The following is a 26148-nucleotide window of genomic DNA, read 5'->3' on the forward strand; positions in this document are numbered from 1 at the left end:
TTAGCTCAACCGAATTCGTGGATCGACCAGCGCATAGACGACGTCGGTCAGAAAATTCACGACCACAACCGCGATGGCGATCACGATCACTGCTGCCTGCGCCAAGGGAAAGTCGCTGTTGATCAACGCGTCGCGCGTGAGACTGCCAATGCCCGGCCAGGCGAACACCGTCTCCACGATCACAGCCCCGCCAAGCAGGTTTCCCAGTTGCAGGCCGAGCACGGTGAGCACAGGCAGGAGCGCGTTGTTGGAAATGTAGCGCAGAACAACACGAAACTCGGAAAATCCGCGCGCACGGGCTGTCAGCACATACTCAGAACCTGTGACCTCAAGCATGCTCGCTCGCAGGAGCCGGGTGATACGGGCCATCGGATAGAAAGACAGCGTTACTGCCGGCAGCACCACACTCCATAAACTCTCGGCACCCGATACCGGTAGAATCGCCAAATGCACCGAAAAAATCAGGATCAGGATAGGGCCTACGACAAAAATCGGAACGGACTGACCCAGCGCTGCAAGCGTCACGATGGTCCGATCGAGCAGACTGTCGGGGAAAGTGGCCGCCAAGATGCCAAGCGGGATCGCCACCAGCACGGTGATGAGCATGGCCACCCCCGCGAGGATCATCGTATAGGGAAACCGCGCTACCACCAGAGGCAGTGTCTCCTCGCCATAAAAGATTGAGCGGCCGAAATCGCCGCGCCCGGCACTGAAAATGAAGTCCGCGTAGCGCACGATGATCGGCCGGTCATAACCCATCTGATGGCGAACGGCGGCAATCTGCTCCTCGCTCGCTCCCGCATCGGAAAGCGCGTTTGATATCGGATCGCCGCTCAGATTGAGGGCGAAAAAGGTGAGTGAGGCGACCGCAAACACGACGACGAACGCCAGGATAAGCCGTCGGGCGAGAAAGCGTGCCATCATATCCTCCGCAATTCGACTTGCCGCCTATGCCGCTGGCGGCGTTTCGGCATCGAACCGACCGGTGCCGGAAATACCGTGCAGGCAGACATCGGCGTCTTGCGCGCCAGTGCCGCCGCTGGCGCCGACAGCGCCCACCACCTGACCGTTCACTCTGAGCGGAAAGCCGCCTGGCAGGGGAACAAAGTGTCCGCCGTTAAGCACTGTCGCGGCTGTGGTAAGAGCGGGAAAATCCTTCCACCGCGCGCCGAGGTCGGCGCTGGGCAGGCGCATCGCGGCCGCCGCCATCGCCTTTCCCTGGGAAAGTCCAATCGTATGCCAGTTCGCGTTGTCCATGCGATGCAGCGCCACAACATGGCCTGCGGTATCGACGACCGAAATCGCCATCGGAACGCCGATTTCACTGGCACGGCTGACGCCCGCGGCAATCAGTGCATTGGCGGTTTCGAGATCGATGTTCATCACGTTGTTCATGGTTGTCCCGTGGTCTCTTGTGAGTTTGCAGAAGCTTATTGAGCACCGGTCCGTGCAAGAGCTGGCCAGTAAGCGATAAGGGCTTCGATGCCTTTCCTGAAGTGCAGCATAGCGAGCCATTCGTCCGGGCCATGCTTGTTTTCATCCGGGCATCCGAAGCCCATCAGCAGCGTATCCATCGAAAAATGATCCTTGAGATGGGCGACGGCCGGAATGGCACCGCCGTCTCGCACAAGGAACACCTCGGTGGCAAAGGCTTGCGCCAGGCTCGAGGCGGCGAGCTGCACCGCCGCCGACCGGTGATCGATTGCCGCTGGCGGCACGACGCTCAGTCGCTTGACCATACAACGCACATTGGCTGGCGCCAGCGCGGCGATGTGTTCGGCGACCTTGTTCTGAAGGGCCTCGGGATCCTGACCCGCGACCAGCCGGCAGGAAAGCTTTGCTGTTGCCACAGCCGGCACGATGGCCTTTGTGCCTTCGGCAATGTGTCCTGAGAACAGACCGTTGATCTCCAGCGTCGGACGCACCCAGGTACGCTCCAGCGTCGAGAACCCGGCTTCACCCTCTGCGCCGAGAGCGCCCACGCTTGCCATCCAGGCGTTCTCGTCGAAGGGTAGACACGCAAAACGCTCGCGTTCTTCCCGAGCGATCGACGGTACGCCATCATAAAAGCCCGGCACGGTCACACAACCGTCGGCATCGTGCAACGCCGCCAGAATGCGGGACAGCGAACGGGCCGCATTGGCGATCGCTCCGCCGAACTGGCCCGCATGCACATCGCCATCGGCGCTGCGCAGCTCCACTTCGAGATTGGCAATGCCGCGCAGTGAACAGGCAATCGACGGCATGTTGTAGTCGTACATCGGCGAATCGCTCACAACCGCAAAATCAGCCGTGACCAATTCAGGATTTGATTTCATCCAGCCAAGCAGGCTGGGCGAGCCAATCTCCTCCTCGGCGTCGACAACCAGCTTGAAGTTGCAGGGTAGTCTGCCGCCACCGTTGCGCATCAAAGCATCGAGCGCCACGAGATGCATCAGCAGCTGCCCTTTGTCGTCGGTGGAGCCCCGCCCATAGAGGCGGTCGTCACGCTCAGTGATGTCGAAAGGCGGCACGGTCCATTCAGAGACCGGCTCGACCGGCTGCACGTCGACATGACCGTAGATGAGCACTGTCGGAACATCAGACCCGGCATTCAGCCAGTCTGCCGTGACGATTGGATGCCCTTCGGTCTCGTGGATGCGCACATGCTCAAAGCCAATACGTCGGAGTTCGTGCGCCAGCCATTCGGAAGCCCGCATCACGTCATCGGCCCTGGCAGGTGTCATCGACACAGACTCGATGCGCACAAACTCGCGAAGGCGGGCAATGTTGTCCTTTTCTTCCTTGCGCGTCAGCGCAATGGCCTCGTCAACGGTCCAGTCAGTCATGTAGCAGCCTTTTTCGTCTTGATCGGGTCGGCACCAGTATTTGCCCGGATCTCCCGCCAGAAATGGCAGGCGACCCCGCGGTCTTTGGACAGTGCCTCGAGTGGCGGGTCGCTGTGGCGGCAGACCTCCCTGGCAAAAGGGCATCTGGTATGAAAATGACAGCCATTCGGTGGATTGAGCGGACTCGGGATCTCGCCCTCGATAACCGACCAGTCACCGGAACGCGCCGCACGTGGGTCGGTTCGGGGCACAGCCCCGAAAAGCGCCTTGGTGTAAGGATGCAACGGCTCGCGGCAGAGCGTTTCGCTATCGCCTGTCTCCACGATCCGGCCGAGATACATGACCGCGATGCGATGCGAAATGTGGCGCACAACCGCCAGATCGTGGGCGATGAACAGAAAGGTCAGCCGACGGCGCTTCTGCAACTCGCCCAACAGGTTCACGATTTGCGCCTGCACGGATACGTCCAGCGCCGAGATGGGCTCGTCGCAAACGATCAGCCGGGGCTCAAGCGCTAGTGCCCGGGCAATGGCGATGCGCTGGCGTTGCCCACCGGAGAACTCGTGCGGATAGCGCTCAACCGCCGATACCGGCAAACCGACGGCATCGAGCAGTTCGGTCACGCGTGCATCGGCTTCGCGGCCCCGGGCAATGCCATGAATGATGAGGGGCTCGCGGATCGCCGCACCGATCCGCATGCGGGGGTCGAGGCTGGAGTAAGGATCCTGGAAAACGATCTGGAGGTCACGCCGGAAGCGACGCTCGCGGGCCGAATCCATACCAGTTACATCTTCGCCGTCGAACGAGATCATACCCGAAGTGGGCGTCAGCAGCTGCGCCACGGCACGACCAACCGTGCTCTTGCCGCAACCCGATTCACCGACCAGGCCGAGTGTTTCGCCCTCGCGAATTTGAAAGCTGACTCCATCGACAGCCCGCACCGACCAGCGGCTGCGCGAAAACAGCCGTCGTCCCTGTCCGAAATGAACCTTCAGATTGTCGACCTGAAGCAACGAATTGTCAGCGGTCTTGGAAGCCGTCACGGGATGCGCTCCCCGTCAATGCCCGAAACTTTCCAGCAGGCGGTCCCGTGTCCGTTGACGAACAGCAGCGGCGGCAATGACTGGCTGCACACATCCATGCATTCCGGACATCGTGGCGCAAAGCTGCAGCTTGATGGCGGCTCGCACTGGCGCCCCGCAGCTCCGGGAATTGCCCTTAGCGGCACGTCGCGGTCTCCATCGATCTCGGGACGAGCGGCGATCAACGCCGAGGTATAGGGGTGTTTGGGATAAAGCAGAACCTGTTCAGCGGTCGCGTCCTCGACCACGGTACCGCCATACATGACCAAGACCCGGTCGGACAGGCTTGCCACGACGCCGAGATCATGGCTGACAAGAATGATCGACATGTCGAGTTCGTCCCGCAAACGGGCAAGAAGCTGGAGAATTTGCGCCTGGATCGTGACGTCGAGCGCAGTGGTCGGCTCGTCTGCTATAAGCAATTTGGGGTTTCCGCTGACTGCCAGCGCGATCATCACCCGCTGGCGCATTCCCCCTGAAAGCTGGTGTGGATAGGCGGACAGGCGGCTCTCAGGCGCAGCGATCCCAACCAGATTAAGGAGCTCTACAGAGCGAATGAACGCTGCCTGCCCCTTCAATCCTTCATGCAGATAAAGTGCCTCTTGCATGTGCTGGCCGACAGTCAGAACGGGGTTGAGCGCGGTCATCGGATCCTGAAAGACGAGCGCTATTTCCCTGCCCCGTACCTGGCGCATCGCCCGGGGGTTCATGGCCAGAAGATCCCTACCCTCAAGCGTGACATGGCTTCCGCTGATTTCTGCAGCCGGGGCTAGCAATTGCATGATAGCCAATGCGACGGTCGACTTTCCGCTGCCGGACTCTCCGACGATACCGATCGCCTCGCCTCTTGCCAGGTCAAAGGAGACGCCGTTGACGGCATGAACAGTCTCACCTTTTGCGTGAAAGCAGACGCTGAGATCGCGCACGCTGAGCAGAGAGGCAGCGTCTTGTGGCGCGACAGGAACGGACTCAGCCATACGATACAACTCCGCGAGCGGGCTTCGGGCAGTTTGGGCGGGATGAAGGAAGGCGTGAAGCAGCTTTCGCTCCGCGTCCGCACTCCCCTGCTGAAAACGACTACTTTACCATCCTGAAGTGGCTCGAACCGAAATCAGCATAACTAACGGTGCCGCGACGTCGGGAGACTGCATCGCGACACCGTTCGCCGTTCAGTCGAACTTCACCGAAGAGAAGTTCAGCCTGTTCGACGCAGGAGGGTCCCAGTTGAATTCTTCAACCATACCGTATCCCAGCTCACGGATGTAGAGCGGCACCCACATGGCGAGTTCGGTGATGGCCCGCTCCTGCGCCTTCTCATAAAGCGCCTGACGTTCCTCAGCTTCCTTCGCCGTAGCCGCCGCATGGCTGATTTCATCGAGTTTCTCGTCCGTGCCGAAGGCCCTGTAGACCGACCCGGAGCCGAAATATGCGGTGTTCATGAGGAAGTTGGAGTCTGGGTAGACCGGGCTCATCTGATAGAGATAGATGCCCTCGGAAGAACCCGGTTTACGCCATAGCGGCTGCAGCGACGGATTGGGTCCGCCTTTCATGGCCACCTCGAAGCCGACTTCCTGCAACTGCGCCTGGATCACTTCCGCCAGTTGCTGGTCGATATCGAACGTACCGATCGGATAATTGAGGGTAATGGGAACCGGACCGTCGAAGCCGGCCTCCTTCAAGAGGGCGCGCGCCTTTTCCGGATCGTAGGAATAGGCCGAGAAATCCGCCGTGTATCCAAGCTCTCCAGGAGCAAAGATGCCCTGGGTCTCTTCAGCGTGGCCGCGCAGGAGCCTGTCGATGATCAGCTTACGATCGATGGCGTAGCTTATCGCCTTGCGCACCAGAACATTGTCAGTCGGCGCTGTGCTTAGATTGAGGGCAAGGAAGACGCGCACGTCACTGCGGGCACCCACCATCTTCTTCCCGTCCATGGCAGCAATGCGATCATACAGGCTGACCGGAATGTCGCCAATGACATCGGCAGCGCCTGACTGAAGCAGGCTGACACGGGTTGCCGGATCAGAGACACTGCGGATCTCGATATCCTTGATTGTCGGCTTCTCGCCCCAGTATTCCGGGTTTTCCTTCAGCTTGATAACCACGCCCTTTTGCCACTCATCAAGTAGATAGGGACCGGTGCCGATGGGGTCGTTCCCAAATGCCACCTGAGCTTCGGCGGGCTCGCCGAGACTCTCGTGATAGCGTGGCGGCGCAACGACAAAATAGGTCATCTGAGCGGGAAGAGAGGAAAGGTTTTCCTTTTCGGTAACGACATCGAACGTCATTTCGTCCACGACATTAATGTCGATGTTGGCGAAAGTCGCTGCAGATTTTCCGCCAGGATAGGCACGCCAGAACTCGAGCGTCTTGGCGAATGCTTCCGCCGTCAGCGGCTCTCCATTGGAGAATTTGACCCCAGGCCGCACTTTGAAGCGCCATGTGCGTGCATCAACCTGCGACCACGACTCTGCAAGCTTGGGGTAGAACTCATACTTGCCGTCGACCATTCGGACGCCGACTGGCGCCTCGACTATTTCTTCACCGATCCGCCCAGACGTACGCGTCGATTCGATGTTCTGGTTTAAGCTTTGAACCGGTGATTGCTGCACGAAGCGAAGCCGCGCCCGCTCCTCTGCGACCGCAGGCGAAGCCAGCACTCCCACAACGCCGCACGACGCAATCAAAACCGTCCGAAACCGAGCCCCAACAAGAAAGATCATCAACGTCCCCTTATTATTTTTGGAATTATTGATCCATATCGTGGAATTTTTGCAATCTACCTTTGGGGCGCGGTCCTGTCAACGAAAAGATCGATTCAAAGCCTGATAAATTCCACTTGATGGAATTTTACTTCCATAATATGAATACGCAACTTTAGAAAAAGGGGGTTGCTGTGAAGTCATTCTTGCCACTTATGACCTGGATCGAGGCGAAAGAGGCTGCCGAACGCGGCGCGGTGGCACTGGTGCCGATCGGCAGCACCGACGCAAACGGACCTCAGAATGCCACCGGGCTCGACTTCCTGGTTTCTTCAGCCCTGGCTGAGCGTGCCGCTGAAGCGACCGGCTCTGTTTATCTGCCGCCTGTTGCCTATGGCGTCTCGGATGGTCTGAAAGGTTTCCCGGGAACCTTGGGGATCACACCGCAGATGCTGGGCGAGACGGCGGAAGCGATCATGAAGTCCCTTATCCAAGCCGGTTTCGATCACATCCTTCTCATTACCAATCACGGCCCAAACCAGTACCCGGTCGAGCAGGCAAGCCGACGGGTCTGTTACGACACCGGGGTTCAGGTTGCCTCCATCAACCCAATGGTGCTGTTTGCCGATTTGCGCGGCGATCTGTTTGAACCGGAGAGCATCGGCCACGGCGCCGAACCTGGCACTTCGCTACTGAAGTATCTTCATCCAGAGGCCACCCGCGACGCGTTCGCCGAAGCCAGGGAAAAGGCAAACTGGCAAGGGCTGGAACTGATCTCGCCAATGGAAGCCCGTTTCGGGGCCAGTCGTGTCAACTTCTATCTTGAGCTGGAAGAACTCTCGCCGACCTCCGGATGGGGGGATCCAGGCAACGCATCTGCGGAACGTGGCGAAATTCTGTTTGGCCGCATGCTCGACCACGTCGTGGATTTCATCGGCAAATTCCAGACGATGGACACCCGGCTCGCTCCCCCTGAGCCCGCGATCTAGGCCGTCTGCCTGCAAACCGCGACCCAAAATTCACGATAGCGAGGCAATATGAAAACCTATCTCCCACTCATGAGCACGCGGGAAATCCGCGAGGCAGCACAGCGGGGCGCGGTGGCTCTGCTACCGATCGGCACAGTTGAAGGCAACGGCCCGTTGCCGCTCGGCTATGACTATCTCGTACCAAAAGCACTGGCGGAAGAGGCCGCCAGGGCAAACCAGGATGTCTGGCTGCCACCACTAACCTATGGTGTTTCCGATTCCATCCTGTCCTTTCCGGGGACAGTCGCCATATCGCCCGACCTGGTGGAGCAGTATGTCGAGACACTGGCTCTCGGGCTCATCGACAGCGGATTCGATCACATCTGCTTGCTCACTTATCACATTCCGAACCTTTACCCGGTTTCAACGGCGATGCGCACGGTCCGCAAAAAGACCGGTGTGGTGATGGCCTCCCTCAACCCCGGCGTCTTACAGGCTGATCTGCGCGGAGATCTGTTCAACAACGATCACTCAGTCTTTGGTCACGGCGGAGAACCTGGAGCCTCGCTTCTCGAATATCTCCATCCCGGCTCGGTGCGGCTTGATCTCGCGCAGCCCAGTGCGCGCAGCGCCTATCAGGATCTCGAACTGTTGTCGCCAATGGAGGCCAGGTTCGGTGAAAGCCGCGTCAACCTGCCTGTCAGAATCGAGAACGTGTCACGCTCCTCCGGATGGGGCGACGCGAGCATGCCCTGCGCCAAACGAGGTGAAGAACTGTTTCGCCGCATGGCCGACTATGTGGCTGAATTCACCCGGCATTTCCGCACCATGGATGCGCGCATAAAGCCGCCGGCGATCGCATTCTAGAAGAAGGAGGAAAAGCAATGAGAACAAACAGGTTGCGCGAGCAGCTCAAGGAGTCCCGCCCCCTCTTCGGAGTGATGGCGGACATCGCCTCGCCCCGTTTGGTGGAGTTTTACGGCCTGCTCGGATTCGACTGGGTGATGATCGATGCCGAACACGATGGGATCAGTGTCGAAAGCTGCTACAACCTCGTCACCTCGGCCGATGCTGCCGGCATGGCTTCCCTTGTGCGTGTACCGGAGAACCGCCCCGAAGTGATCCTTCCCTATGCCGACACCGGAGCCAGCGCCATCATCGCGCCCCATGTACGCACTCCGGAAGATGCAGCGCGGCTGGTTTCCGCGCTACGGTTTCCGCCGCATGGCACGCGAGGCGTGGCAGGCTCGTCCCGCGCTGCCAACTACGGTGCCACGCAGAGCCCAAAGGACTTTTTCCATGCCACGCAAAACCATCCCGTAGTTTGCGCGCTTATGGAAGACGAAGAGGCCTATCATCATGCGGAAGGCATCATCGGCGAGGACGGCATCGATATCATCTGCCTGGGAACTGGCGATCTCGCTGCTTCGCTGGGACATCCCGGTGAAAAACAGATCCCTCAAGTTGGCGAATGCGTCGTCAAGGCGGCCGGGATCGCCAAGCGGCTGGGCAAGCATCTGAATGCTGCCGCCGGCACGCCGGCAGATCTCGAACAGGCCGCCAGACTCGGAGCGCGAATGGTTATGGTCAGCAACACCGCCCTGGTCGCCTCGGCAACACGCGATTTCCTGCGGAGCGCACGGGAGGCTTTCTCCGCGCCTGCGACTGGCGCCTGAAGCTGTATGCTATCAGGAGCAGAATCCTGACAGACCCAAAGGAACTCGACCAGGCTAAACCGGCCAGGCTGCCCTTCAAGGGTGGCCTGGTTTAACCTCCTGACTCAGTACATCCTCGGAAATCCGCGCCGCGGTCGCCTTCAATTGCGGAACCATCCGCTCTATCGCTTCGTCAGGAAGCCTCTGTTCTGGGCTCGATATACCCAGGGCGGTGAGCGTCGGCATCCCGGGCACGGGCACTGCGATACAGCGCATGCCCACCTCCTGCTCGCCATTGTCCACCGCATAGCCCCTCTCTCGAACGAGGGTGATCTCCTGCTGAAGCACTTCGAAAGAAGTAATCGAGTGCGGGGTTTGCGCAGGCATACCCTGTCGATTGACTGCCTCGCGGATGCGCTGATCCGTCATCTGCGCCAACAGGATCTTGCCCACCGCAGACAAATGCAGCCGCACACGCCGACCAACGTCGGTGAAGATCCGCAGATGGTGCTTGGACGGCACCTGGGCTACAAACAGCGCGCCATCGTAATCGAGCACAGCAACATTGACCGTTTCCCCGGTCAGGTCGACGAGTTCGGTCAAATGACGTTGCGCCCAGTTGCCGACCACGCGCCGCGATGCATCACCCAGACGCATAAAACGGGGTCCCAGAACGTAGAGCCTGTTCGGGGTCTGGCGAACATAACCGCGCTTTACAAGGGTGCGCACAAGGCGATGGATAGTCGGCGGTGGTAACTGCGACAGCTCTGCCAGCTGAGTTAACGCAATTGGCCCGCCTTCACTGGCGATCAGTTCTATCAGATCAAAGGCACGCTCCAACGATTGAACACCGCCGCCCGTTTGAACAGGCTTGCCCGTAGTCGAAGGCAGAGACCCGCTTTCATGTTCTTCCAACAAGTCTCACTCCTCTTCGTGGTGAACCGCCCAGCCGCTCGCACCACACATCATTGTAAACAGACTGTTCCAACGGCAAGTCTCTCGCTCGGTCCAATGCCAAGGTGTATGGATAGTAAGAGATCGGAACTACTGCCAGCCTGGAGCGCAGCCTTTCAACAGCGTAACCAATAAGACCACCAAGGTGAATAGCCCCAAGCTTTTTGAACATCTCCGGATCGCATATTTGTGCCGGCTTTGTCGCAGGAAGCTCTGCAACCTCGGCCGTGGAATAAGATTCCGTGCACTCTGGAAGAGCGTGTTCTTGCTTTCTGTCGTCATTTCAACGAACCGGTCATCCTGCTGCGCGTACGCTGATATCGGGCGCATGACCTCAGCTCTCGGAAAAGGTCACTCGATTGGTGCTGTCTGACTGTTGGCGCATGACCGGCATTCGCTCGATAAGGGCGAAGTTTTTGAGACTCTTGCTGACAGCGAACTCAAGGAAAATGCGGCGGATGCGCCTTCGCCCGTTTCCAGGACATGTTAGAGCAGAGCCAGCCCCCCATACTCTCGGAGACATTGGTCAGCGCACCTGCAGCGACGACCGCATGCAGCCGTCTTCGCATCGGCGGCGTGGCTGCCCCGGCACGGTCAAGCGTTCCGCAGGGCCTTGCGGAGAAACCGTTGCAAGGTTTCAGCAATCTGCTCACGCAGGATTTTCTCATCGAAGATGCTCCGTCCCGGAATGCCATCGAAGAGCGCCAGGACCAGGAACACCATTGCCTGGACATCGAGCGCGGGATCAACCGCGCCGCACTTCTGACCCCGCTCCAGGGCATCAGAAAGCGCGCGTCGAAGCTCGCTTTCGTTGCGCTCAAAAACCTCTGCTATCACCGGATTGCGCGTTGCTTCCGCACCAATTTCGATGGCCAGCCGCCCGTATTGTTCATTTCTCAGCACGGCGATGATCTCGGGCACGACTTCGCACAATCCGTCGACTATGTCGTCCGCCGCCGAGAGATGAGCTATCAGCTCGGCATTTTCGGCCCGTTCCTCATCGGCCAAAGCGACAATGATCGCTTCCTTGCTCTCGAAATAGCGGTAGAGGGCACCGGCACTGATCCCTGCTGTGTCGCAAATTTCCTGCATACTCGCCTGATGCACGCCCTTTGCGGCGAAGCATTTGGCCGCCGCTCTCAAAATTTCAGACTTCCTGCGTTTGTGCAGAGCCTCATCCCGGGTTCTCAAGGCGCACTCCTTTTAAAAAGCGAATATTCATTCTCTATATGACTTGACAAGCGAACCTGGCAAGTCAATTCATAAAGTGAACGCTCATTCTTTTAATGAAAGACGCAAATTGTCACTCGATACCCCCTCTGCGCAGAGCGCCGCTGGCAGACAGAAAGGGCATTGGCACCGGTGGGCCGGCGGGCTCGCTCTGATGCTCGTGTCAGCGGGGAGCCTTATAGTCCTGTTTGAACAGGAACCGCCCGCACGAGTAGTGATCGCACGAGAAGAAGACAGGCCGGTTGTCGCCGCAACGCGTGCCAGACAGGGAACGCTAACCCGGTGGATCGTCGCCCGAGGTGTCGCCCAGGCTGTGCTGAAAAGCCACCTCCATATCGAGACCGCCGGGATCGTCGCCGAAATCGGCCAGGACGCAGACGGAGTACCGCTGCGCGAAGGAACCTTCGTTCATGGCCCGAAACCCGATGGGCAGCTCGGTCAGATGCTGCTTCGCCTTGACGACCGGGAAGCGCGGGCACGAATGGCGCAGGCGGCAGCCGAGCGGCAGCGTGCGGAACGGCGTGTCGAGGTGGCACAGGCGGCGCTCGACCAGGCACGACAGGAACACACGCGCACGACCGCGCTCGCTTCCCGCGGCATTGTCTCGCACAAGGCAGCAGAGACGGCTGACACCCTTTTGCGGACAGCGGAAGCGGAACTGGAAACCGCCCGTGCTGAAGTCGATCTGGCAGCGGCTCAATTCCGACAGGCAGGGATCGTTCTTGAGAAGATGGTGCTCTGCGCGCCTTTCGACGGGCGCCTTTCTCTCATCAACGTGCGCGTGGGCGACTATGTTGAAGGCGCGGTGGCCGGTTCGCAAGCCTCGCGCGAGAAAACCGCGGCTGCCATCCTCGTCAATGAGGAGGTCCTGGAGATCGCGCTCAACGTGCCCTGGCCAGACGCCAAGAATCTGGCGCCCGGGCAGGACGTTCTCGCCAGCGACAATTCTGAAGCCATTTGGGAGACCGCAACCGAGGGCATCGACCACCCGGACGTCGTCACCGGACAGATCTGGTCGGTCAGTCCGTCGATTGGGCTTGGCAGCCGGGCGGTTCAGGTCAAGGTTCGCATCCGTGGCGGCACCGTCAGGGACGGCATGTTGACGACGGTCTGGATTGCCGCTGCACAGGTCCTTAACACTACAATCCTGCCCCATAGCGCTCTTGTCCATTCCGGGGACAAGCCGTTCATCTTCACCCTCATCCCCGGCGGCTCAGTGGTCGAGAAGCGACAGGTGCAGGTGGGGATATCCAATCATACCCACGTCGCGATCCGTTCCGGCGTGGAGGATGACGAGCTAGTCATCATCGCCGGCCAGCACCTTCTCAATGACGGAATGGCGGTTCAACTGGCAGGCGACCATTCCTCCGCAACGGGCAACTCCACCTCGACTGCAAGTATCGCTGGCGAGGATAACCGTCCGGGGCCCGAGAGGCGGCAATGAAGCGGCGCGGTACGCTTCAGTTTTTGCTACTCAACCCGACCCTGGCGCTCGTTCTGCTGGCCGCCTGCCTGATTGGAGGGAGCGTCGCGCTCCTGAACATGGTGCGCGAGAACTATCCCGATCTTGCTATCCCCCAGGCTGTTATTGCGACCGAATGGGCGGGCGCTTCACCAGAACAAATGGAAAAGGAAGTCACCAAGCCGATCGAGGATGTCATTCGGGCGCTCCCGGGATTGAAGTTCCATGAGAGCAGTTCAAGCAACTCGCTGTCCCTTGTCATTCTCCAATTCGAGGCCGACATTCCCACCCCTGTCGCCATGCAGGAGCTACGGGCGCGGATCAGCGAAGCGGAAAGCCAATTTCCGACTGGGGTCAAGAAGCCGGACGTCCAACAGGTTTCGGTCAACGACATGCCCGTCGCAAGCTTTGTTCTCTCCGGCGATACAGACGAGGAGCAGCTCAATCTTTGTGCGGACAAGCTGAAACGCAAGCTCGAAGAACTGCCGGGCGTTCGCGCCGTACGTCTGCAAGGTGCAAGGCCACGCGCGGTTCAAATTCGCCTCGATGTCGCACGCCTTTCCGCCCTCGGCATCCCGACAAGTGCGGTGCGCGACCGCGTCCGCTCCGCCAACCGGGATCTCGCCTGGGGCGAACTGGAGACGAAAACAGCGACACACGCCCTCTATCTTGCCGGTCGGGCGACTTCCGTAACCGATCTGCGCACAATCCAGATTGCGGCACTCGACGACGGGACGATCGTCCAGCTCGGCGATGTGGCTGAGGTCTTTATCGGCCTCGACGAGGAGGACGGAACCTCACAGGTCAGCATCGACGGCACTGATTTCCGGCCTGCCATCAGCCTGTCGGTCCTCAAGCGTCCCGGTAACGACACGGTCGGCACAATCGAAGCGGTCAGCCGCCAGATCTCCGAAGTAACGACAGCAACTGACTGGCCCACGGAAATTGGGATTACCACGCTCAACGATGAACGCGAAGTCATCCACGACAGCTTTCGCGAGGTGACGACCAATCTCATGCAAGGCGCCGCCGCAGTCTTTCTGATGCTGCTCCTGGCGCTCACCTGGCGCGAGGCGATTGTTGCGGCGATAGCCATGCCAGTGGCTCTGCTGGCTGCGCTGGTCATCGTCGATCAGCTCGGCTTCACGCTCAATACACTGACCATTCTGGGCATGGTCATCGCGCTCGGATTGCTTGTCGATGTTTTCATCCTGGTGATGGAGGGCATGCATGACGGACTCTATATCCGGCGCCTGCATTTCGACGATGCTGCCCGGTCCACAGTCAGGGCCTACCTCATGCCAGCAATTGCCGGTCAGGCCACCACCGTCCTCGCCCTGTTTCCGTTGATGCTGATAGGAGGCATCGACGGCAAGTTCATCCGGCTCATTCCCCTGACTGCCATTGCCTGTCTGGTGGCGAGCCTTGGTGTCGCCTTTCTGATAGCGGTTCCCCTGTCACGCTTCCTCCTTGCCCGAAAAGTGAACCCGGCAGCAACGCCGGTCGACCGCGCAACCCTTTTCCTCGCTTGGTATGTCGAAACCTGGCTTCTCCACGGTCCCCTTCGCTCCAGAACGCGTGCCGCGATCGTGGTCGCGCTGGCCTTGCTCTGCTTCCTCGCCTCGGCGCTCCTGGCGACATCTCTGCCCTCGAACCTCTATCCCAAAGAGGATCGCCGCACACTCGGCATCACTGTTTCGCTGCCGCCCGACGCAACGCTGGCAGATGCGGAACGCGTGGCACTGAAGGCCGGGGAGTCGCTCCGTAGTCTTTCCTATCTCGCCAGCGTGACCACGCACGCCGCAGAAAAGAGCCCCTTCGCGCTGCATACAATCGACGAGTATCTCCTTCCGCTCTTCGGCGCCGATATGGTGGGCATATCCGTGCTCTTCAAACCCAAAAATGCCCGCGAGATCGCCTCATATGAGGCACTGCCCGAGATCCGCGAACGGCTGGCAGCAGCGCTCTCCGACGAGCCGGGCCTCAATGTCCTGCTAAGTCCGGATCTCGGCGGCGCGACATCAGCCGCCCCGATACAGATCAGGCTTGTTGGCGACGATCCCATGCGCCTGCGTACGCTTTCCCGGACGATACAGAGCGCGCTCGCCGCCATCCCGGGCGTGAATGATATCCGCGACACAATCGGTCCCTTCAAGACGGAAGTCCGGTTCACCCTCGACCGCGACGTGCTGGCCTATCACCGGTTGAGCGAGGCCGACGTCTTGCAGCAGGTGCGCTTCTCGCTCACGACCGACAAGATAGACACCTTCAAGATTGCCGGCACCGACCCCGATCTCGATATCAATCTCGGTGGGCAACATCCAAGCCGCATTGGGAAACTGGGCGGTCCACGCCGTCTTTACGAGCTTGAAACGACCCCCGTTGTTACCGGGGATGGAGCAGCGTTGCTTCTGCCATTGCTGGCGGACATGAAGGTTGCAACGAGCCCCCGCCTTTATCTTCACAGTGACGGCCGGCGCACCAACACCGTCAAGGCGCAACTCGCCGAAGGAGTGACGGCCATCAGCGTGGCCGAGCGGCTATCGCCGCTGATTACGGATCTTCAGGACAATCTGCCCGCCGGCTATGCGATCCGCTGGGCTGGTGAAATTCAGACCGCCGAGGAGACCTTTGGCAAGTCTCGCCACTCGTTGATCCTTGCGGGGTTGTTCGTCGCGGCCATCCTCATTCTTCTGTTCGGGTCATTTCTGCAACCGCTCATCATCATGGCTATGGTCCCTGTCGCGCTTACGGGAACCTTTATCGGCTTCTTCTTCCTTGGTATTCCCATGTCGTTTCCTGCCATGATCGGCATCATCGCCCTTGTTGGTATCGTCGTGAACGACGCCATTGTCATGGTCGAGGTGATGAACGAGCGTCGGCGCGAAGGTAAAAGCGTTCGGGAAGCGGCGGCGCTCGGTGCGTCGGACAGATTGCGGCCAATCGTTACCACCTCTCTTACCACCATTGCCGGCCTACTGCCGCTCGCCTTCTCCGCACCTGCCTGGTACCCGCTCTGCATGGCCGTCATTCTCGGCCTTGGCCTCGCCACTCTTCTCGTGCCGCTCGTCATTCCCTGCCTCTATATCCTGCTGAACGCATCCAGCAACCGCACTCAATACCACTTGGAGCAAGCACATCCGCGAGCGAAGGCGAGCTGAAAGGAATACCCATATGAAGGAAAAGCGTCCCTCACGCAGGATCGTCTGTTGGTTCATCGGCCCGGTCGCAGCGCTTTTGGTACTGGGTGCAATCTTTGTGCTCATGGAAGAGGACCGGCTCGACCGGCGGAAAATCAGCTTCACACATGCAGGCAATACGTTGCAGGGGCTTCTGCTCCTGCCAGCCGGAACGGACAAGCCATCCGCCTGTATGATATTCGTCCACGGTTCGGGCGACATGCCGCGCGACGCACATGGCTATTACGAGGCTTTCTGGCGCCTCTTTGCAAACAAGGGCTGGTGCTCGATGTCATGGGATAAGCCCGGTACTGGAGGATCCGACGGTGACTGGCGATTGCAGTCGATGGAGGACCGTGCGGACGAGGTTTCCGCGGCCATCGATTTCCTGCGCCAGAATCTGGGACTGGAGAACGGCCCGGTGGGGCTCATCGGCTTCAGTCAGGCCGGCTGGGTCTTGCCTAAAGTGGTGAACAGGCGCGACGATATCGCCTTCATGATCCCGGTTTCCGGAGCCATCAACTGGATGAAACAGTCCCGTTACTCAGGACGTAAACGCATGGAAGCGGAGGGTATGAGCGAACAGGAGATAGCAGCTGAGCAACGCACCAACGACGCGATAAATGCTCTCATTCAGAGCGGCACCTCCTACGAAACCTATCTGAAACATATCTCTGAAAATTCGAGCGCCCAGCCAATGAGCGAAGCCTTTTGGGGTTTCGCGAAGCGCAACTGGCGCACCGATGTTCGGGCAGATCTGCGCAAAATCGACGTACCCGTCCTCGCACTGTTTGGGACCCACGACGCCTATGTCGATCCCATCGAAAGTGCGCGCACCTATCGTGCCGAGCTCTCGCGCTCAGCAGCCCCAGTGTTTGAAATTCGGATATTCGATCACGCCGATCACGGCATGTTGGCGACGGATGAGGTCAAGCCAACGCATCAGGGACTGGACGCCTGGCTCATGCTGCTCAGGATATGGTTCGGTGGTGACAGCGTCTTCGCGGAAGGCGTCCTGGAATGTCTGGCCGAGTGGATGGACAGGCTGGAACAAACCAGCATGTCGTTAGTCGCGGAACAGATGTTCGTTGAGACACACATCGCAGAACCGACCGTTGAAGCTTTCCACCGTGCAACTATCCGGCATGATTTCCTCGGTACCGGCGTCTGTTCAGTCGCCAGGCCGGGCAAGCCTGGCGCAGCCGGGTCACGGGCCACGCGTTCGCCCGAGAGCGAGTTGTCGACCACGCTGATCAGACATTCCCGGCTGAAGTCGTCAACAAAACACAGAATGCGGAAGCGGCGTCCATCGACCGGTGCATCCGAGACGAAGTTCAGGGGCCATCTCTGGTTTGGCTCCTGAGGAATGGCCATCGTAGCCCTTGTGCCAGGACCTGCTTCCTGCCGCCGCTTTTGTGGACCGTCAGCCGCGCCTCCCTGTAAATGGGGTAGAGCATCATCCAGTTCACATCGATGTCCTCGCACTTCAGCAACAGGCGAAAACGGCAGTAACCGAACCGACGCCGTTCTTAAGGCAACTCCCTAAAGCATTGCCGCAGGTCAGTGTCATCCGGTCGGCTCGACTGATAGCGGTGGACACCCGGCACCCTGCCCGCCAGGACACACACCGTGTTGAGAGAACTCATCTCTTCAATCGCCCGGTTCACGGAATTCCTCCCAAAACAGGGCGTTAGAACTCTGTTGCAAGCGTCTCGCGAAGCGTGGCGACATCCATCATCTGATCCGCCAAAAGCGTCTTCAGACTGGCATTTTCTTCCTACAACGCCTTCAACCGCTTCTTAGGACGTATTTCTCCTGGGCTGAAGATTTAACCTCCTGTAGCGCGCGGCAGGTGTCCAGATACCTTTCACGCACGACAGCAAGCCCAATGCCCTTGATCTCGTGGCGAACCTGAACGGTGTCACTGTTCGTTTCAGCCACCCAAGCCTCACATCTCTCAGCATTTAAGCCTTTGCGAGACCTTCCCAGATACATCACAGCCAAAGGGTGTTCTTACCGACTTTGGCAAGATTCGGCTCATGGTGTCCCATCGAAAATGCCATCAAAGTGGTTTTCATCCTTTAACTGGCAAAACTGGATCAGACTGGAAAGCTTGTCGACTTTGATAAATCAGGGCTTTCAGAAACGTTTAACGCCAACCCCGGTTAGACAATCGCTATTCCCACTCGATCGTGCCGGGCGGCTTGGATGTCACGTCGTAGACGACGCGGTTGATGCCCTTCACCTCGTTGATGATGCGGGTGGCGGCGCGACCGAGGAATTCCATGTCGTAGTGATAAAAATCTGCGGTCATACCGTCGACCGACGTTACCGCACGCAGCGCGCAGACGAACTCATAGGTCCGTCCGTCGCCCATCACGCCCACGGTTTGAACCGGAAGGAGGACTGCAAAGGCCTGCCAGATCGCATCGTAGAGGCCGGCCTTGCGAATCTCGTCCAGATAGATCGCATCGGCGGAACGCAGGATTTCCAGCTTCTCGCGGGTGACGCCCCCCGGGCAGCGGATTGCCAGTCCTGGTCCCGGGAAGGGGTGGCGGCCGATGAAGCTGTCGGGCAGACCGAGCTCCTTGCCCAGCACCCGAACCTCATCCTTGAAGAGTTCGCGCAGCGGCTCCACCAGGCTCATATTCATGCGTTCGGGCAGGCCACCCACATTGTGATGCGACTTGATGGTCACCGAGGGCCCGCCGGTGAAAGAAACGCTTTCAATCACGTCCGGATAGAGCGTGCCCTGCACCAGGAAATCGGCACCGCCAAGCTTTTTCGCCTCTTCCTCGAACACCTCGATGAACAGGCGGCCGATGGTCTTGCGCTTCTTTTCCGGGTCGCTCTCGCCTTCCAGAGCGCCGATGAAGCGGTCGGAGGCATCCACCAGGATCAGCGGCAGATTGTAGTGCTCGCGGAACATGGCGACCACTTCGGACGCCTCGTTCTTCCGCATCAGACCATGATCGACAAGAATACAGGTCAACTGGTCGCCGACAGCCTCATGGGTCAGAAGCGCCGCCACGGAGGAATCGACACCGCCCGAAAGCGCGCAGATCACTTTGCCGTCGCCAACCTGCTTGCGGATCGCCTCGATCGCCTGTTCGCGATAGGCCGCCATCGTCCAGTCGCCGGAAAGGCCCGCGATCTTGTGGACGAAGTTGGACAGGAGCTTCGCTCCATCTGGAGTGTGCACCACTTCGGGATGGAACTGGACGCCGTAATATTTGCGCTCATCATCGGCAATGGCCGCAAAGGGCGCTCCGGTCGAGGTACCGACCACGCGGAAGCCTGCCGGAATGGCCGTCACCCGATCGCCATGGCTCATCCACACCTGGTGGCGGGTGCCCTTGGCCCAGACATCGTCGAACAATGGGCAATCGTCCTCGATCTCCAGAAAGGCACGGCCGAATTCGCGGTGATCCGATCCTTCGACCCGGCCGCCGAGCTGGGCGCACATGGTCTGCTCGCCATAGCAGATGCCAAGCACCGGAAGGCCCGAATCGAAGATCACCTGCGGCGCGCGCGGGCTCCCAATATCGACGGTCGAGGCCGGGCTGCCGGAGAGGATAACCGCCTTGGGCGCAAGGCGGTTAAACGCCTCTTCGGCCAACTGGAACGGAGCGATTTCACAATAGACTCCGGCCTCGCGCACCCGCCGCGCAATGAGCTGCGTGACCTGGCTGCCGAAATCAACGATGAGAACTGTGTCGGGATTGGATATCGTCATGGCGAGCCTTTAGAGAAAGATGCGTTTGGGTGCAAGCGGCGATGCCGTTTTTTGGTCATAGAAGACCGTCGGCAATGGCCTGTTCGAGGCGGTCCACCGCGTCGGCGAGCTTTTCGTCGATGACATGCAGATATTCGGTCCAGTCGTTCACGTGCTGCAGTTCGGCCGCGCCGTCGGAGATGCCACGCAATGCCACCAGTTCGAGGCCGAAACGCTGGCAGGCGCGCAAAGCAGCAAAGGTTTCCATGTCCACCATGTCGGCATTGACGGCGTTGTAGGCGGCACCTGAAACCACGTTGCCGCCGGTCGAAAGCGTCGCCTCGCGGATGCCGGGAATGCGGTGAGGCAGGGGCATGATCGCAGGATGATCCAGAAAAGGCGTCACGCCCTTTTCAAAGCCAAGCGGCGAGGCATCCATGTCGCGATAGGACACGGCGGTAGCCTGATAGACCTCCGTCTGTTCGAGAGTGCGGCTCCCGGCAGATCCAAGGGAAACGAGGAGATCGGGCAGATGGCCCTCGGCATCGAGAAGGGCGAGCTCTGCGCCGAGCACCACTCCCGCTTCCACGGGGCCCACACCTGTCATCAGGGGTTTGAAACGCTTCTTCAGATGCGGTCCGTATTCGGCTTCGGCCGCCATGACAAAGAGAACGCGCTTTCCGGCAAGGATGGCCGGCTCCACCGGTGTCCGCATCATCCCTCGATCCCCTCCCGTCCGATGATGGTCATCATGGTTCCGGTCATGGTGGCGATCAATTTGGCATTTCCTTCGGAGGAATATGCATAAGCCTGCCCGTCGGCCACGATGATGGTGCGGCCGGGTTTGGTGACGGTGCCGCGGAACAGAAAGCGCTCCCCGCGCCCCGGCGCAAGCAGGTTCACCTTGAACTCGATGGTCAGGACGGCGGCATCCTCCGGCATCAACGAGAATGCGGCGTAACCACATGCCGAATCGAGTGCCGTCGAAATCACACCCGCATGGAGAAACCCATGCTGCTGCGTCAGCGCATCCGCATAAGGCATCTCGATCTCGACAATACCCGGCGTCACGAGCGTCAGCTCGGCGCCGATCGTTTCCATCATCTTCTGGCGGGCGAAGCTCGCCCGAACCCGGGCTTCGACATCAGCGGGATTTGCCTGGTTCATCGTCTGGCCATCCGGTCGTCAGGTCCGCTCCAGCGCGGCGAAATGGAAGCCGTCCGTTGCTGTACGGTTTGGAGAAAGGGCAATGCCCGTGATCCTGTCAATTTTCGCCTTGGCAATCTGTCCGGGGAAGTGCCTTTCCCACAGTGTCACGTGGTCCACCGACTGGAAATCCGGACTGGCCTTAAGGAAGGCCCGCACCTGATCGTCGTTTTCCTCCACAAATACCGAGCAGGTGATATAGGCAAGTCGCCCACCCGGACGCACGAAGCGGGCGGCGCGGGCGAGGATTTCGGCCTGCTCCGCCTGACGCTGTTCAAGCTGCTTTTCGCTGAGCCGCCATTTCGCGTCTGGCCTGCGCCGCCAGGTACCCGCTCCCGTGCATGGCGCATCCACGACGACCAGATCGAATTTTTCTTCATGCACAGCAAGTGCCTCGGGATCGGCCACTGCCTGCACATTGCGGCAACCTGCCCGCTTCAGGCGGTCGAAAATGGGGGCAAGCCTCTGTTTCTCGGCATCGAAAGCCTGAATCTGGCCAGTGTTCTCCATGGCCGCCGACATGGCGAGCGATTTGCCACCAGCGCCGGCGCAATAGTCGAGCACCTGCATGCCCGGCGCGGCATCAGTGAGGGCGGCAACGATCTGCGACCCCTCATCCTGCACTTCAAACCAGCCCTTCTGAAAGGCAGGCTCTGCCTGCACATTGGGGTGCCGTCCCTGCCCTTCGATCGGGCCGATCCGCAAACCCTGCGGTGCAAGTTCACTCTGGTGAACGCCGGTGCGCGCCAGCGCTTTCGCCACCTTTTCGCGCGTGGATTTCAGCGTGTTGACCCGCATGTCGAGCGGCGGGCGCTCCGCAAGGACCGCAGCCTCCCCCACCCAGTCATCGCCCCAGGCACGCTTGAAGAGCGGCTCGCACCATTCCGGGCATTCCGCTCGCACGCCGTCAGGCGCCTGATCCAGCGGGTGTGCCGCAATGCGGTTCGCTTCCTCGCTGGAAATCGGTGGTGGTGCAAAATTGTCTTCCGCCAATGCTGCATTCAGCGCTTCGGCATCGTGGCCGGCCTCGATCATCAAGGCGCCGAAGGCGAGAGCGCGCGGGCTTTCTTCCTGAAACATCCACGCCGCTGAACGCTTTCGGCGCAACGCGTCATAGACGAAATTGCCAATGGCAGCCCGGTCCTTGGAGCCGGCAAAGCGGTGCGACAGGCCCCAGTCTCTCAGCGCTTCGGCCGCCGGTCGATAGCGCCGATCGATGTCTTCCAGAATTTCAATGGCCGCAGCCAGTCGTCCGCCAAGTCGCATGTGACACCTTTGCCGGTTACCCGAATGGCGCACAGCTAGCCGGTAGCGAGCCTTTAGACAAGCAAAACGGGCGTGGATTGCTCCACGCCCGTACTTTATCAAGGCCTTTTCACATCTGCCTATTCGGCAGCCCGCTGCGGCGTATTGCCCGTCACGGGCACGGCATTGGGCTCGTAGCCGTGCGCTTCCTTGAGCGCCTTGCGCACGCCGTTGCCGTAATCGGGATGAACCTTGTCGAAATGCGCGAGCTGTCGCTCGATGATCTCACCGGGCACGCCATCCATCGCAGCCGCAATGTTGGAGAACAGCCGGTTCTTCTGCCCCTCGTCAAAGAGGTTAAACAGCGCACGCGGCTGACTGTAATCGTCATTGCCGATGCGATGATTGTAACGGTCCGCGTCGCCCGAAATCTTCAGGGGAGGTTCCTTGGCTGCCGGGTTTTCCACCGGGCCCCCGAAGGAGTTCGGCTCGTAATAGGCATCGGGATTGCCTGTCTTGATGCCGCCGAACGTGTTCATCTCGCCATCGCGATGATAGTGATGCACCGGGCATTTCGGCTGATTGACCGGAATTGTCTCGTAATGCGTTCCAAGCCTGTAGCGGTGCGCGTCCGCATAGGAGAAGATGCGCGCCTGAAGCATCTTGTCGGGCGAGTAGCTGATGCCCGGAACGATGTTGGAGGGCGAGAACGCGGCGTTCTCGATCTCGGTGAAGTAATTGTCCGGATTGCGGTTCAGCTCCATCACGCCAATGTCGATCGGCGGATATTCCGCATGCGGCCACACCTTGGTGAGGTCGAACGGATTGTAGGAGGTCTTCTCCGCATCGGCCTCGGGCATGATCTGCACCTGCACCTTCCACTTCGGGAACTCGCCGTTCTCGATCGCGCCGTAAAGCGCCTCCTGATAGCTCTCGCGGGTCTTGCCCACCACCTGCTCTGCCTCCGCATTGGTGTGGTGCTTGTGGCCCTGCATGGTCTTGAAATGGAATTTGACCCAGAACCGCTCGCCCTTGTCGTTCCAGAACGAATAGGTGTGTGAGCCATAGCCATTCATGAACATGGGCGCAGTCGGCAGACCGCGATCCGACATCAGGATCGTCACCTGATGCAGGCTCTCCGGTGAGAGCGACCAGAAATCCCACATGGCCGTGGGCGAGCGCATATTGGTGCGCGGATGACGCTTCTGCGTGTGGATGAAATCGGGGAACTTGAGCGGATCACGGACGAAGAACACGGGCGTGTTGTTGCCAACGAGGTCCCAGTTGCCCTCCTCGGTGTAGAATTTCAGCGCAAAGCCGCGCACATCGCGCTCGGCGTCTGCGGCACCCTGTTCGCCGGCAACGGTGGAGAAGCGCGCGAGCATCGGCGTTTCCGCGCCCGGCTGAAGCGCCTTGGCAATCGTGTACTTCGAAATGTCACCGGTGATCTTCAAAACGCCATGCGCGCCCCAGCCCTTGGCATGAACCACGCGCTCGGGAATGCGTTCGCGGTTCTGATGTGCAAGCTTTTCGATGAGCTGGTAGTCCTGAAGCAGAACCGGGCCCCGCTCACCCGCGGTCACGGTGTTCTGGTTGTCGCTGACGGGCGCGCCAGCAGACGTGGTCATCGTGGGTTTGTCTGCCATGAAAAAACTCCCTTGCTTGCTTTCCGGTTTTGCCCGGCTGCCGGTCTCACCTGCGGCGCGGCTTGGAACGGTTCCAAGGTATCGACGCCTTTTGATAAATTCCAATTGTCTTTGATGTTCGATGCGATAATTTAAAGTTATGATACGCCTGACCATCAGACAGATGCAGTATTTCGAGCGTCTGGCCGAAACGCTGCATTTCGGACGCGCCGCGACGAGCTGTGGCGTCACGCAGCCCGCGCTCTCCGCACAGATTTCCGAGATGGAAGCCCAGCTCGGCTTCAAACTTTTCGAGCGTGGCAGCGGCGCCGTGCGTCTCACCGCCGAAGCTCAGTCTCTTCTTCCGCGCGTGGCGCGCATTCTGGCCGAAGTTCGCGATCTGGAAGGTGAGGCGCGCAGGGAGCGCAAGGCGCTCGAAGGCCGCTTCCGGCTGGGAGTGATCCCCACCATTGCACCCTATCTGCTTCCCGAGCTTTTGCCCCTCCTCAAGCAAAGATTCCCGCTGCTGCGTCTTGAGGTGCGTGAGGCCGTCACCAACGCCCTGGCCGAAGACACGGCGACGGGTCGCCTCGACGCGATGATCGCCGCCGACCCCATCGACGACACGCGCCTTGCACCGGACATTCTTTTTGAAGATCCGTTCTACCTTGCAGTGCCGACCGGCGATGCCGCGCGGATAGCCCCGCCCGTGGCGCAGGAGAGCATGGCACTGGAACGGTTGATGCTTCTGGAAGACGGCCATTGCATGCGCGGCCAGGCTCTCGAAATCTGCGGGCGCGTCAAACCCGTAACGATGGAGACCTTCGGAGCAACCAGCCTGACGACGCTTTTGCACATGGTGTCGCATGGGATGGGGGTGACCCTCATTCCGCAAATGGCGCGCGCTTCGGCGAACCTCTTGCCGTCCGTCAGCGTGCTGCCGTTTCTCGACCCCAGCCCTTCCCGCAGCATATGCCTTGCAGGCCGGAAGTCCAACCCACGCAGAAACGACTTCGCGGCGTTGCGCGAGACTGTTTTGGAAGCACACCAGGCGCTGCTCGCCCGCGCCTGAACGTCATCCGGCATTCCACAGTTTCAGCGCGAGAATCACCCACATGGCGCCCAGCGCCAGAAATCCCAGCACGAACAATGGCTGCCGATACCGGATCCTGTTTGATGTCACATGCACATAGGCGTGTGCGTAGCGGGAGAGCACAAACACCCATGCGAGCCAGATCGCGACCGGCACTGCTCCCTCAAGCGCAAACAGGGCCAGGCAACCTGAATAGAAGAGCACGGGCAGCTCGAACTGATTGGCCAGATTATTCCGCACAAACAGGCTTTCAGGCGGTTCCTCGCGGTTCTCCCTGAACTGGGAAACGCGCGCGCTTCCCGTTTGCACGGCTTTCTTCCGCCGGAGACCGATCAGCACATACATGGCGTAGACGAGCACGACATGAGCGAGAATCGGCCAGAAGATTGCGTGTTGAGACATGTCGTTCCCTTCCCGTTTTCGCGGATTCCCGTCTCGATTCCTGATTTCACCATCAGCATCGAAACGGAGACGCTTGGCAAGGGTGGCCTAAACGCAAGGATAAAACCATGAAAGCTTACGTCGCCGAGTGCTTTGGAACGTTTTGCCTGGTCTTTCTGGGATGCGCCAGCGTGACGGTTGGCGGGTTTGGAAATCTCTTGCCACTGGGTGGCCTGGGTATTGCCATTTCGTTTGGGGTTGCGGTGATTGCCATGGCATATGCCATAGGTCCCGTCTCGGGCGCTCATCTTAACCCGGCTGTGACCGCTGGCGTTTTTCTGGCCGGCCGCATGCGTCTCAAAGACGTGTTGCCCTACATGATTGCGCAGACGGCAGGGGCCGCTCTTGCGGCTGCGACACTCTGGAGCATGGCAAAAGGTTCCGATGCCGTCGCGCCTGTGTCACGGGCAGCCAATGGCTGGGATGGAGCGGGACTATATCCGATGCCGACGGCCTTTGCGCTGGAGGCCCTGGGCACCTTTATCTTCGTTACTGTGATCCTTGGGGTAACCGCGAAAAAACACCGGACACCGCTCTCCGGCATTGTTATCGGCCTCACACTCACAGCAATTCACCTTTGCCTGATCCCGGCGACCGGGACCTCGGTCAATCCCGCACGTTCCATAGGGCCGGCCCTGTTCTCGGGCGCACGCGAGATGAACCAGCTCTGGCTATTCATCGCCGCGCCCTTTGTCGGCGCCGTTCTTGCGGGGATCATTGCCAAAACGACCTTGATGGAACGCACCTGACAAAAAAGGGCCTGACG

At 59.7% G+C, this 26148-nt stretch carries 22 protein-coding genes; 8 read left to right on the plus strand and 14 right to left on the minus strand.

Annotated features, from left to right (window positions below; translation table 11 throughout):
- From P2W41_RS14235 to P2W41_RS14260, 6 genes are all read right to left on the minus strand, one after another.
- Positions 1-921, minus strand: coding sequence for an ABC transporter permease (locus P2W41_RS14235; protein WP_404933501.1), 921 nt, complete (start codon positions 919-921; stop codon positions 1-3).
- Between the two features lie 27 nt (positions 922-948).
- Positions 949-1395, minus strand: a complete 447-nt coding sequence (locus tag P2W41_RS14240) for a heme-binding protein (protein WP_292899589.1) — start codon at positions 1393-1395, stop codon at positions 949-951.
- Positions 1396-1430: 35 nt separating this feature from the next.
- Positions 1431-2828 carry a dipeptidase gene (locus P2W41_RS14245; protein WP_292899588.1) on the minus strand — a complete coding sequence of 466 codons (1398 nt, stop codon included), beginning with the start codon at positions 2826-2828 and terminating at the stop codon, positions 1431-1433.
- Positions 2825-3871, minus strand: a complete 1047-nt coding sequence (locus P2W41_RS14250) for an ABC transporter ATP-binding protein (protein ID WP_292899586.1) — start codon at positions 3869-3871, stop codon at positions 2825-2827. Before P2W41_RS14250 ends, P2W41_RS14245 begins: the two co-directional genes overlap by 4 nt.
- Positions 3868-4887, minus strand: coding sequence for an ABC transporter ATP-binding protein (locus P2W41_RS14255; protein WP_292899584.1), 1020 nt, complete (start codon positions 4885-4887; stop codon positions 3868-3870). The genes P2W41_RS14250 and P2W41_RS14255 overlap by 4 nt, the downstream gene beginning before the upstream one ends.
- A gap of 192 nt (positions 4888-5079) precedes the next feature.
- The gene (locus tag P2W41_RS14260) at positions 5080-6630 is read right to left on the minus strand and encodes an ABC transporter substrate-binding protein (protein WP_292899582.1); all 1551 of its coding nucleotides are present in this window, start codon (positions 6628-6630) and stop codon (positions 5080-5082) included.
- A gap of 194 nt (positions 6631-6824) precedes the next feature.
- Here P2W41_RS14260 and P2W41_RS14265 point away from each other — a divergent pair, with 194 nt between their 5' ends.
- Genes P2W41_RS14265 through P2W41_RS14275 form a run of 3 tightly spaced genes read left to right on the plus strand, consistent with a single transcriptional unit; the run spans position 6825 to position 9253 of the window.
- Complete coding sequence (locus P2W41_RS14265; RefSeq protein ID WP_292900067.1) at positions 6825-7598, plus strand: creatininase family protein; 774 nt, start codon at positions 6825-6827, stop codon at positions 7596-7598.
- A gap of 48 nt (positions 7599-7646) precedes the next feature.
- A complete protein-coding gene (locus P2W41_RS14270) occupies positions 7647-8444 on the plus strand; it encodes a creatininase family protein (protein WP_404933502.1) in 798 nt (265 codons plus the stop codon).
- A 17-nt stretch (positions 8445-8461) separates the two neighbouring features.
- Positions 8462-9253: an HpcH/HpaI aldolase/citrate lyase family protein gene (locus tag P2W41_RS14275; RefSeq protein WP_404933503.1), complete on the plus strand. Its 792-nt coding sequence runs from the start codon at positions 8462-8464 to the stop codon at positions 9251-9253.
- A gap of 75 nt (positions 9254-9328) precedes the next feature.
- On the opposite strand, the gene P2W41_RS14280 is transcribed toward P2W41_RS14275, so the two are convergent.
- Together P2W41_RS14280 and P2W41_RS14285 are read right to left on the minus strand one after the other, a co-directional pair.
- On the minus strand, positions 9329-10150 hold the full coding sequence (locus tag P2W41_RS14280) for an IclR family transcriptional regulator (protein WP_292899576.1): 822 nt from the start codon (positions 10148-10150) through the stop codon (positions 9329-9331).
- Positions 10151-10780: 630 nt separating this feature from the next.
- A complete protein-coding gene (locus tag P2W41_RS14285; RefSeq protein ID WP_404933504.1) occupies positions 10781-11278 on the minus strand; it encodes a TetR/AcrR family transcriptional regulator in 498 nt (165 codons plus the stop codon).
- A 352-nt stretch (positions 11279-11630) separates the two neighbouring features.
- Here P2W41_RS14285 and P2W41_RS14290 point away from each other — a divergent pair, with 352 nt between their 5' ends.
- Genes P2W41_RS14290 through P2W41_RS14300 form a run of 3 tightly spaced genes read left to right on the plus strand, consistent with a single transcriptional unit; the run spans position 11631 to position 17420 of the window.
- Positions 11631-12860, plus strand: coding sequence for an efflux RND transporter periplasmic adaptor subunit (locus tag P2W41_RS14290; protein WP_404933505.1), 1230 nt, complete (start codon positions 11631-11633; stop codon positions 12858-12860).
- Complete coding sequence (locus P2W41_RS14295) at positions 12857-16039, plus strand: efflux RND transporter permease subunit (protein WP_404933506.1); 3183 nt, start codon at positions 12857-12859, stop codon at positions 16037-16039. The genes P2W41_RS14290 and P2W41_RS14295 overlap by 4 nt, the downstream gene beginning before the upstream one ends.
- 13 nt (positions 16040-16052) lie before the next feature.
- Positions 16053-17420 carry an alpha/beta hydrolase family protein gene (locus P2W41_RS14300; protein WP_404933507.1) on the plus strand — a complete coding sequence of 456 codons (1368 nt, stop codon included), beginning with the start codon at positions 16053-16055 and terminating at the stop codon, positions 17418-17420.
- An 813-nt stretch (positions 17421-18233) separates the two neighbouring features.
- Here P2W41_RS14300 and guaA read toward each other — a convergent pair.
- The 5 genes from guaA to katA all read right to left on the minus strand — a co-directional run bounded on the left by guaA (position 18234) and on the right by katA (position 23869).
- Positions 18234-19793, minus strand: coding sequence for a glutamine-hydrolyzing GMP synthase (gene guaA, locus P2W41_RS14305; RefSeq protein WP_404933508.1), 1560 nt, complete (start codon positions 19791-19793; stop codon positions 18234-18236).
- A gap of 55 nt (positions 19794-19848) precedes the next feature.
- A complete protein-coding gene (locus tag P2W41_RS14310) occupies positions 19849-20490 on the minus strand; it encodes a 5'-methylthioadenosine/S-adenosylhomocysteine nucleosidase (RefSeq protein WP_404933509.1) in 642 nt (213 codons plus the stop codon).
- On the minus strand, positions 20487-20939 hold the full coding sequence (locus P2W41_RS14315; protein WP_404933510.1) for a PaaI family thioesterase: 453 nt from the start codon (positions 20937-20939) through the stop codon (positions 20487-20489). The genes P2W41_RS14310 and P2W41_RS14315 overlap by 4 nt, the downstream gene beginning before the upstream one ends.
- Positions 20940-20957: 18 nt before the next feature.
- Positions 20958-22244, minus strand: a complete 1287-nt coding sequence (locus P2W41_RS14320; protein WP_404933511.1) for an RsmB/NOP family class I SAM-dependent RNA methyltransferase — start codon at positions 22242-22244, stop codon at positions 20958-20960.
- A 119-nt stretch (positions 22245-22363) separates the two neighbouring features.
- Entirely contained in the window at positions 22364-23869 is a 1506-nt protein-coding gene (katA, locus tag P2W41_RS14325; protein ID WP_292899561.1) for a catalase KatA, read from the minus strand.
- Positions 23870-24008: 139 nt separating this feature from the next.
- Between katA and P2W41_RS14330 the strand changes: the two genes are divergently transcribed.
- Positions 24009-24920, plus strand: a complete 912-nt coding sequence (locus P2W41_RS14330) for a hydrogen peroxide-inducible genes activator (protein ID WP_292899559.1) — start codon at positions 24009-24011, stop codon at positions 24918-24920.
- Between the two features lie 3 nt (positions 24921-24923).
- On the opposite strand, the gene P2W41_RS14335 is transcribed toward P2W41_RS14330, so the two are convergent.
- Positions 24924-25343, minus strand: coding sequence for an MAPEG family protein (locus P2W41_RS14335; protein WP_404933512.1), 420 nt, complete (start codon positions 25341-25343; stop codon positions 24924-24926).
- A gap of 107 nt (positions 25344-25450) precedes the next feature.
- On the opposite strand from P2W41_RS14335, the gene P2W41_RS14340 reads away from it, so the two are divergent.
- On the plus strand, positions 25451-26131 hold the full coding sequence (locus P2W41_RS14340) for an MIP/aquaporin family protein (RefSeq protein ID WP_404933513.1): 681 nt from the start codon (positions 25451-25453) through the stop codon (positions 26129-26131).
- Positions 26132-26148: the final 17 nt, after the last annotated feature.

Source organism: Nitratireductor sp. L15S-10 (assembly GCF_045011005.1).
Classification (GTDB): Bacteria; Pseudomonadota; Alphaproteobacteria; order Rhizobiales; family Rhizobiaceae; genus Nitratireductor.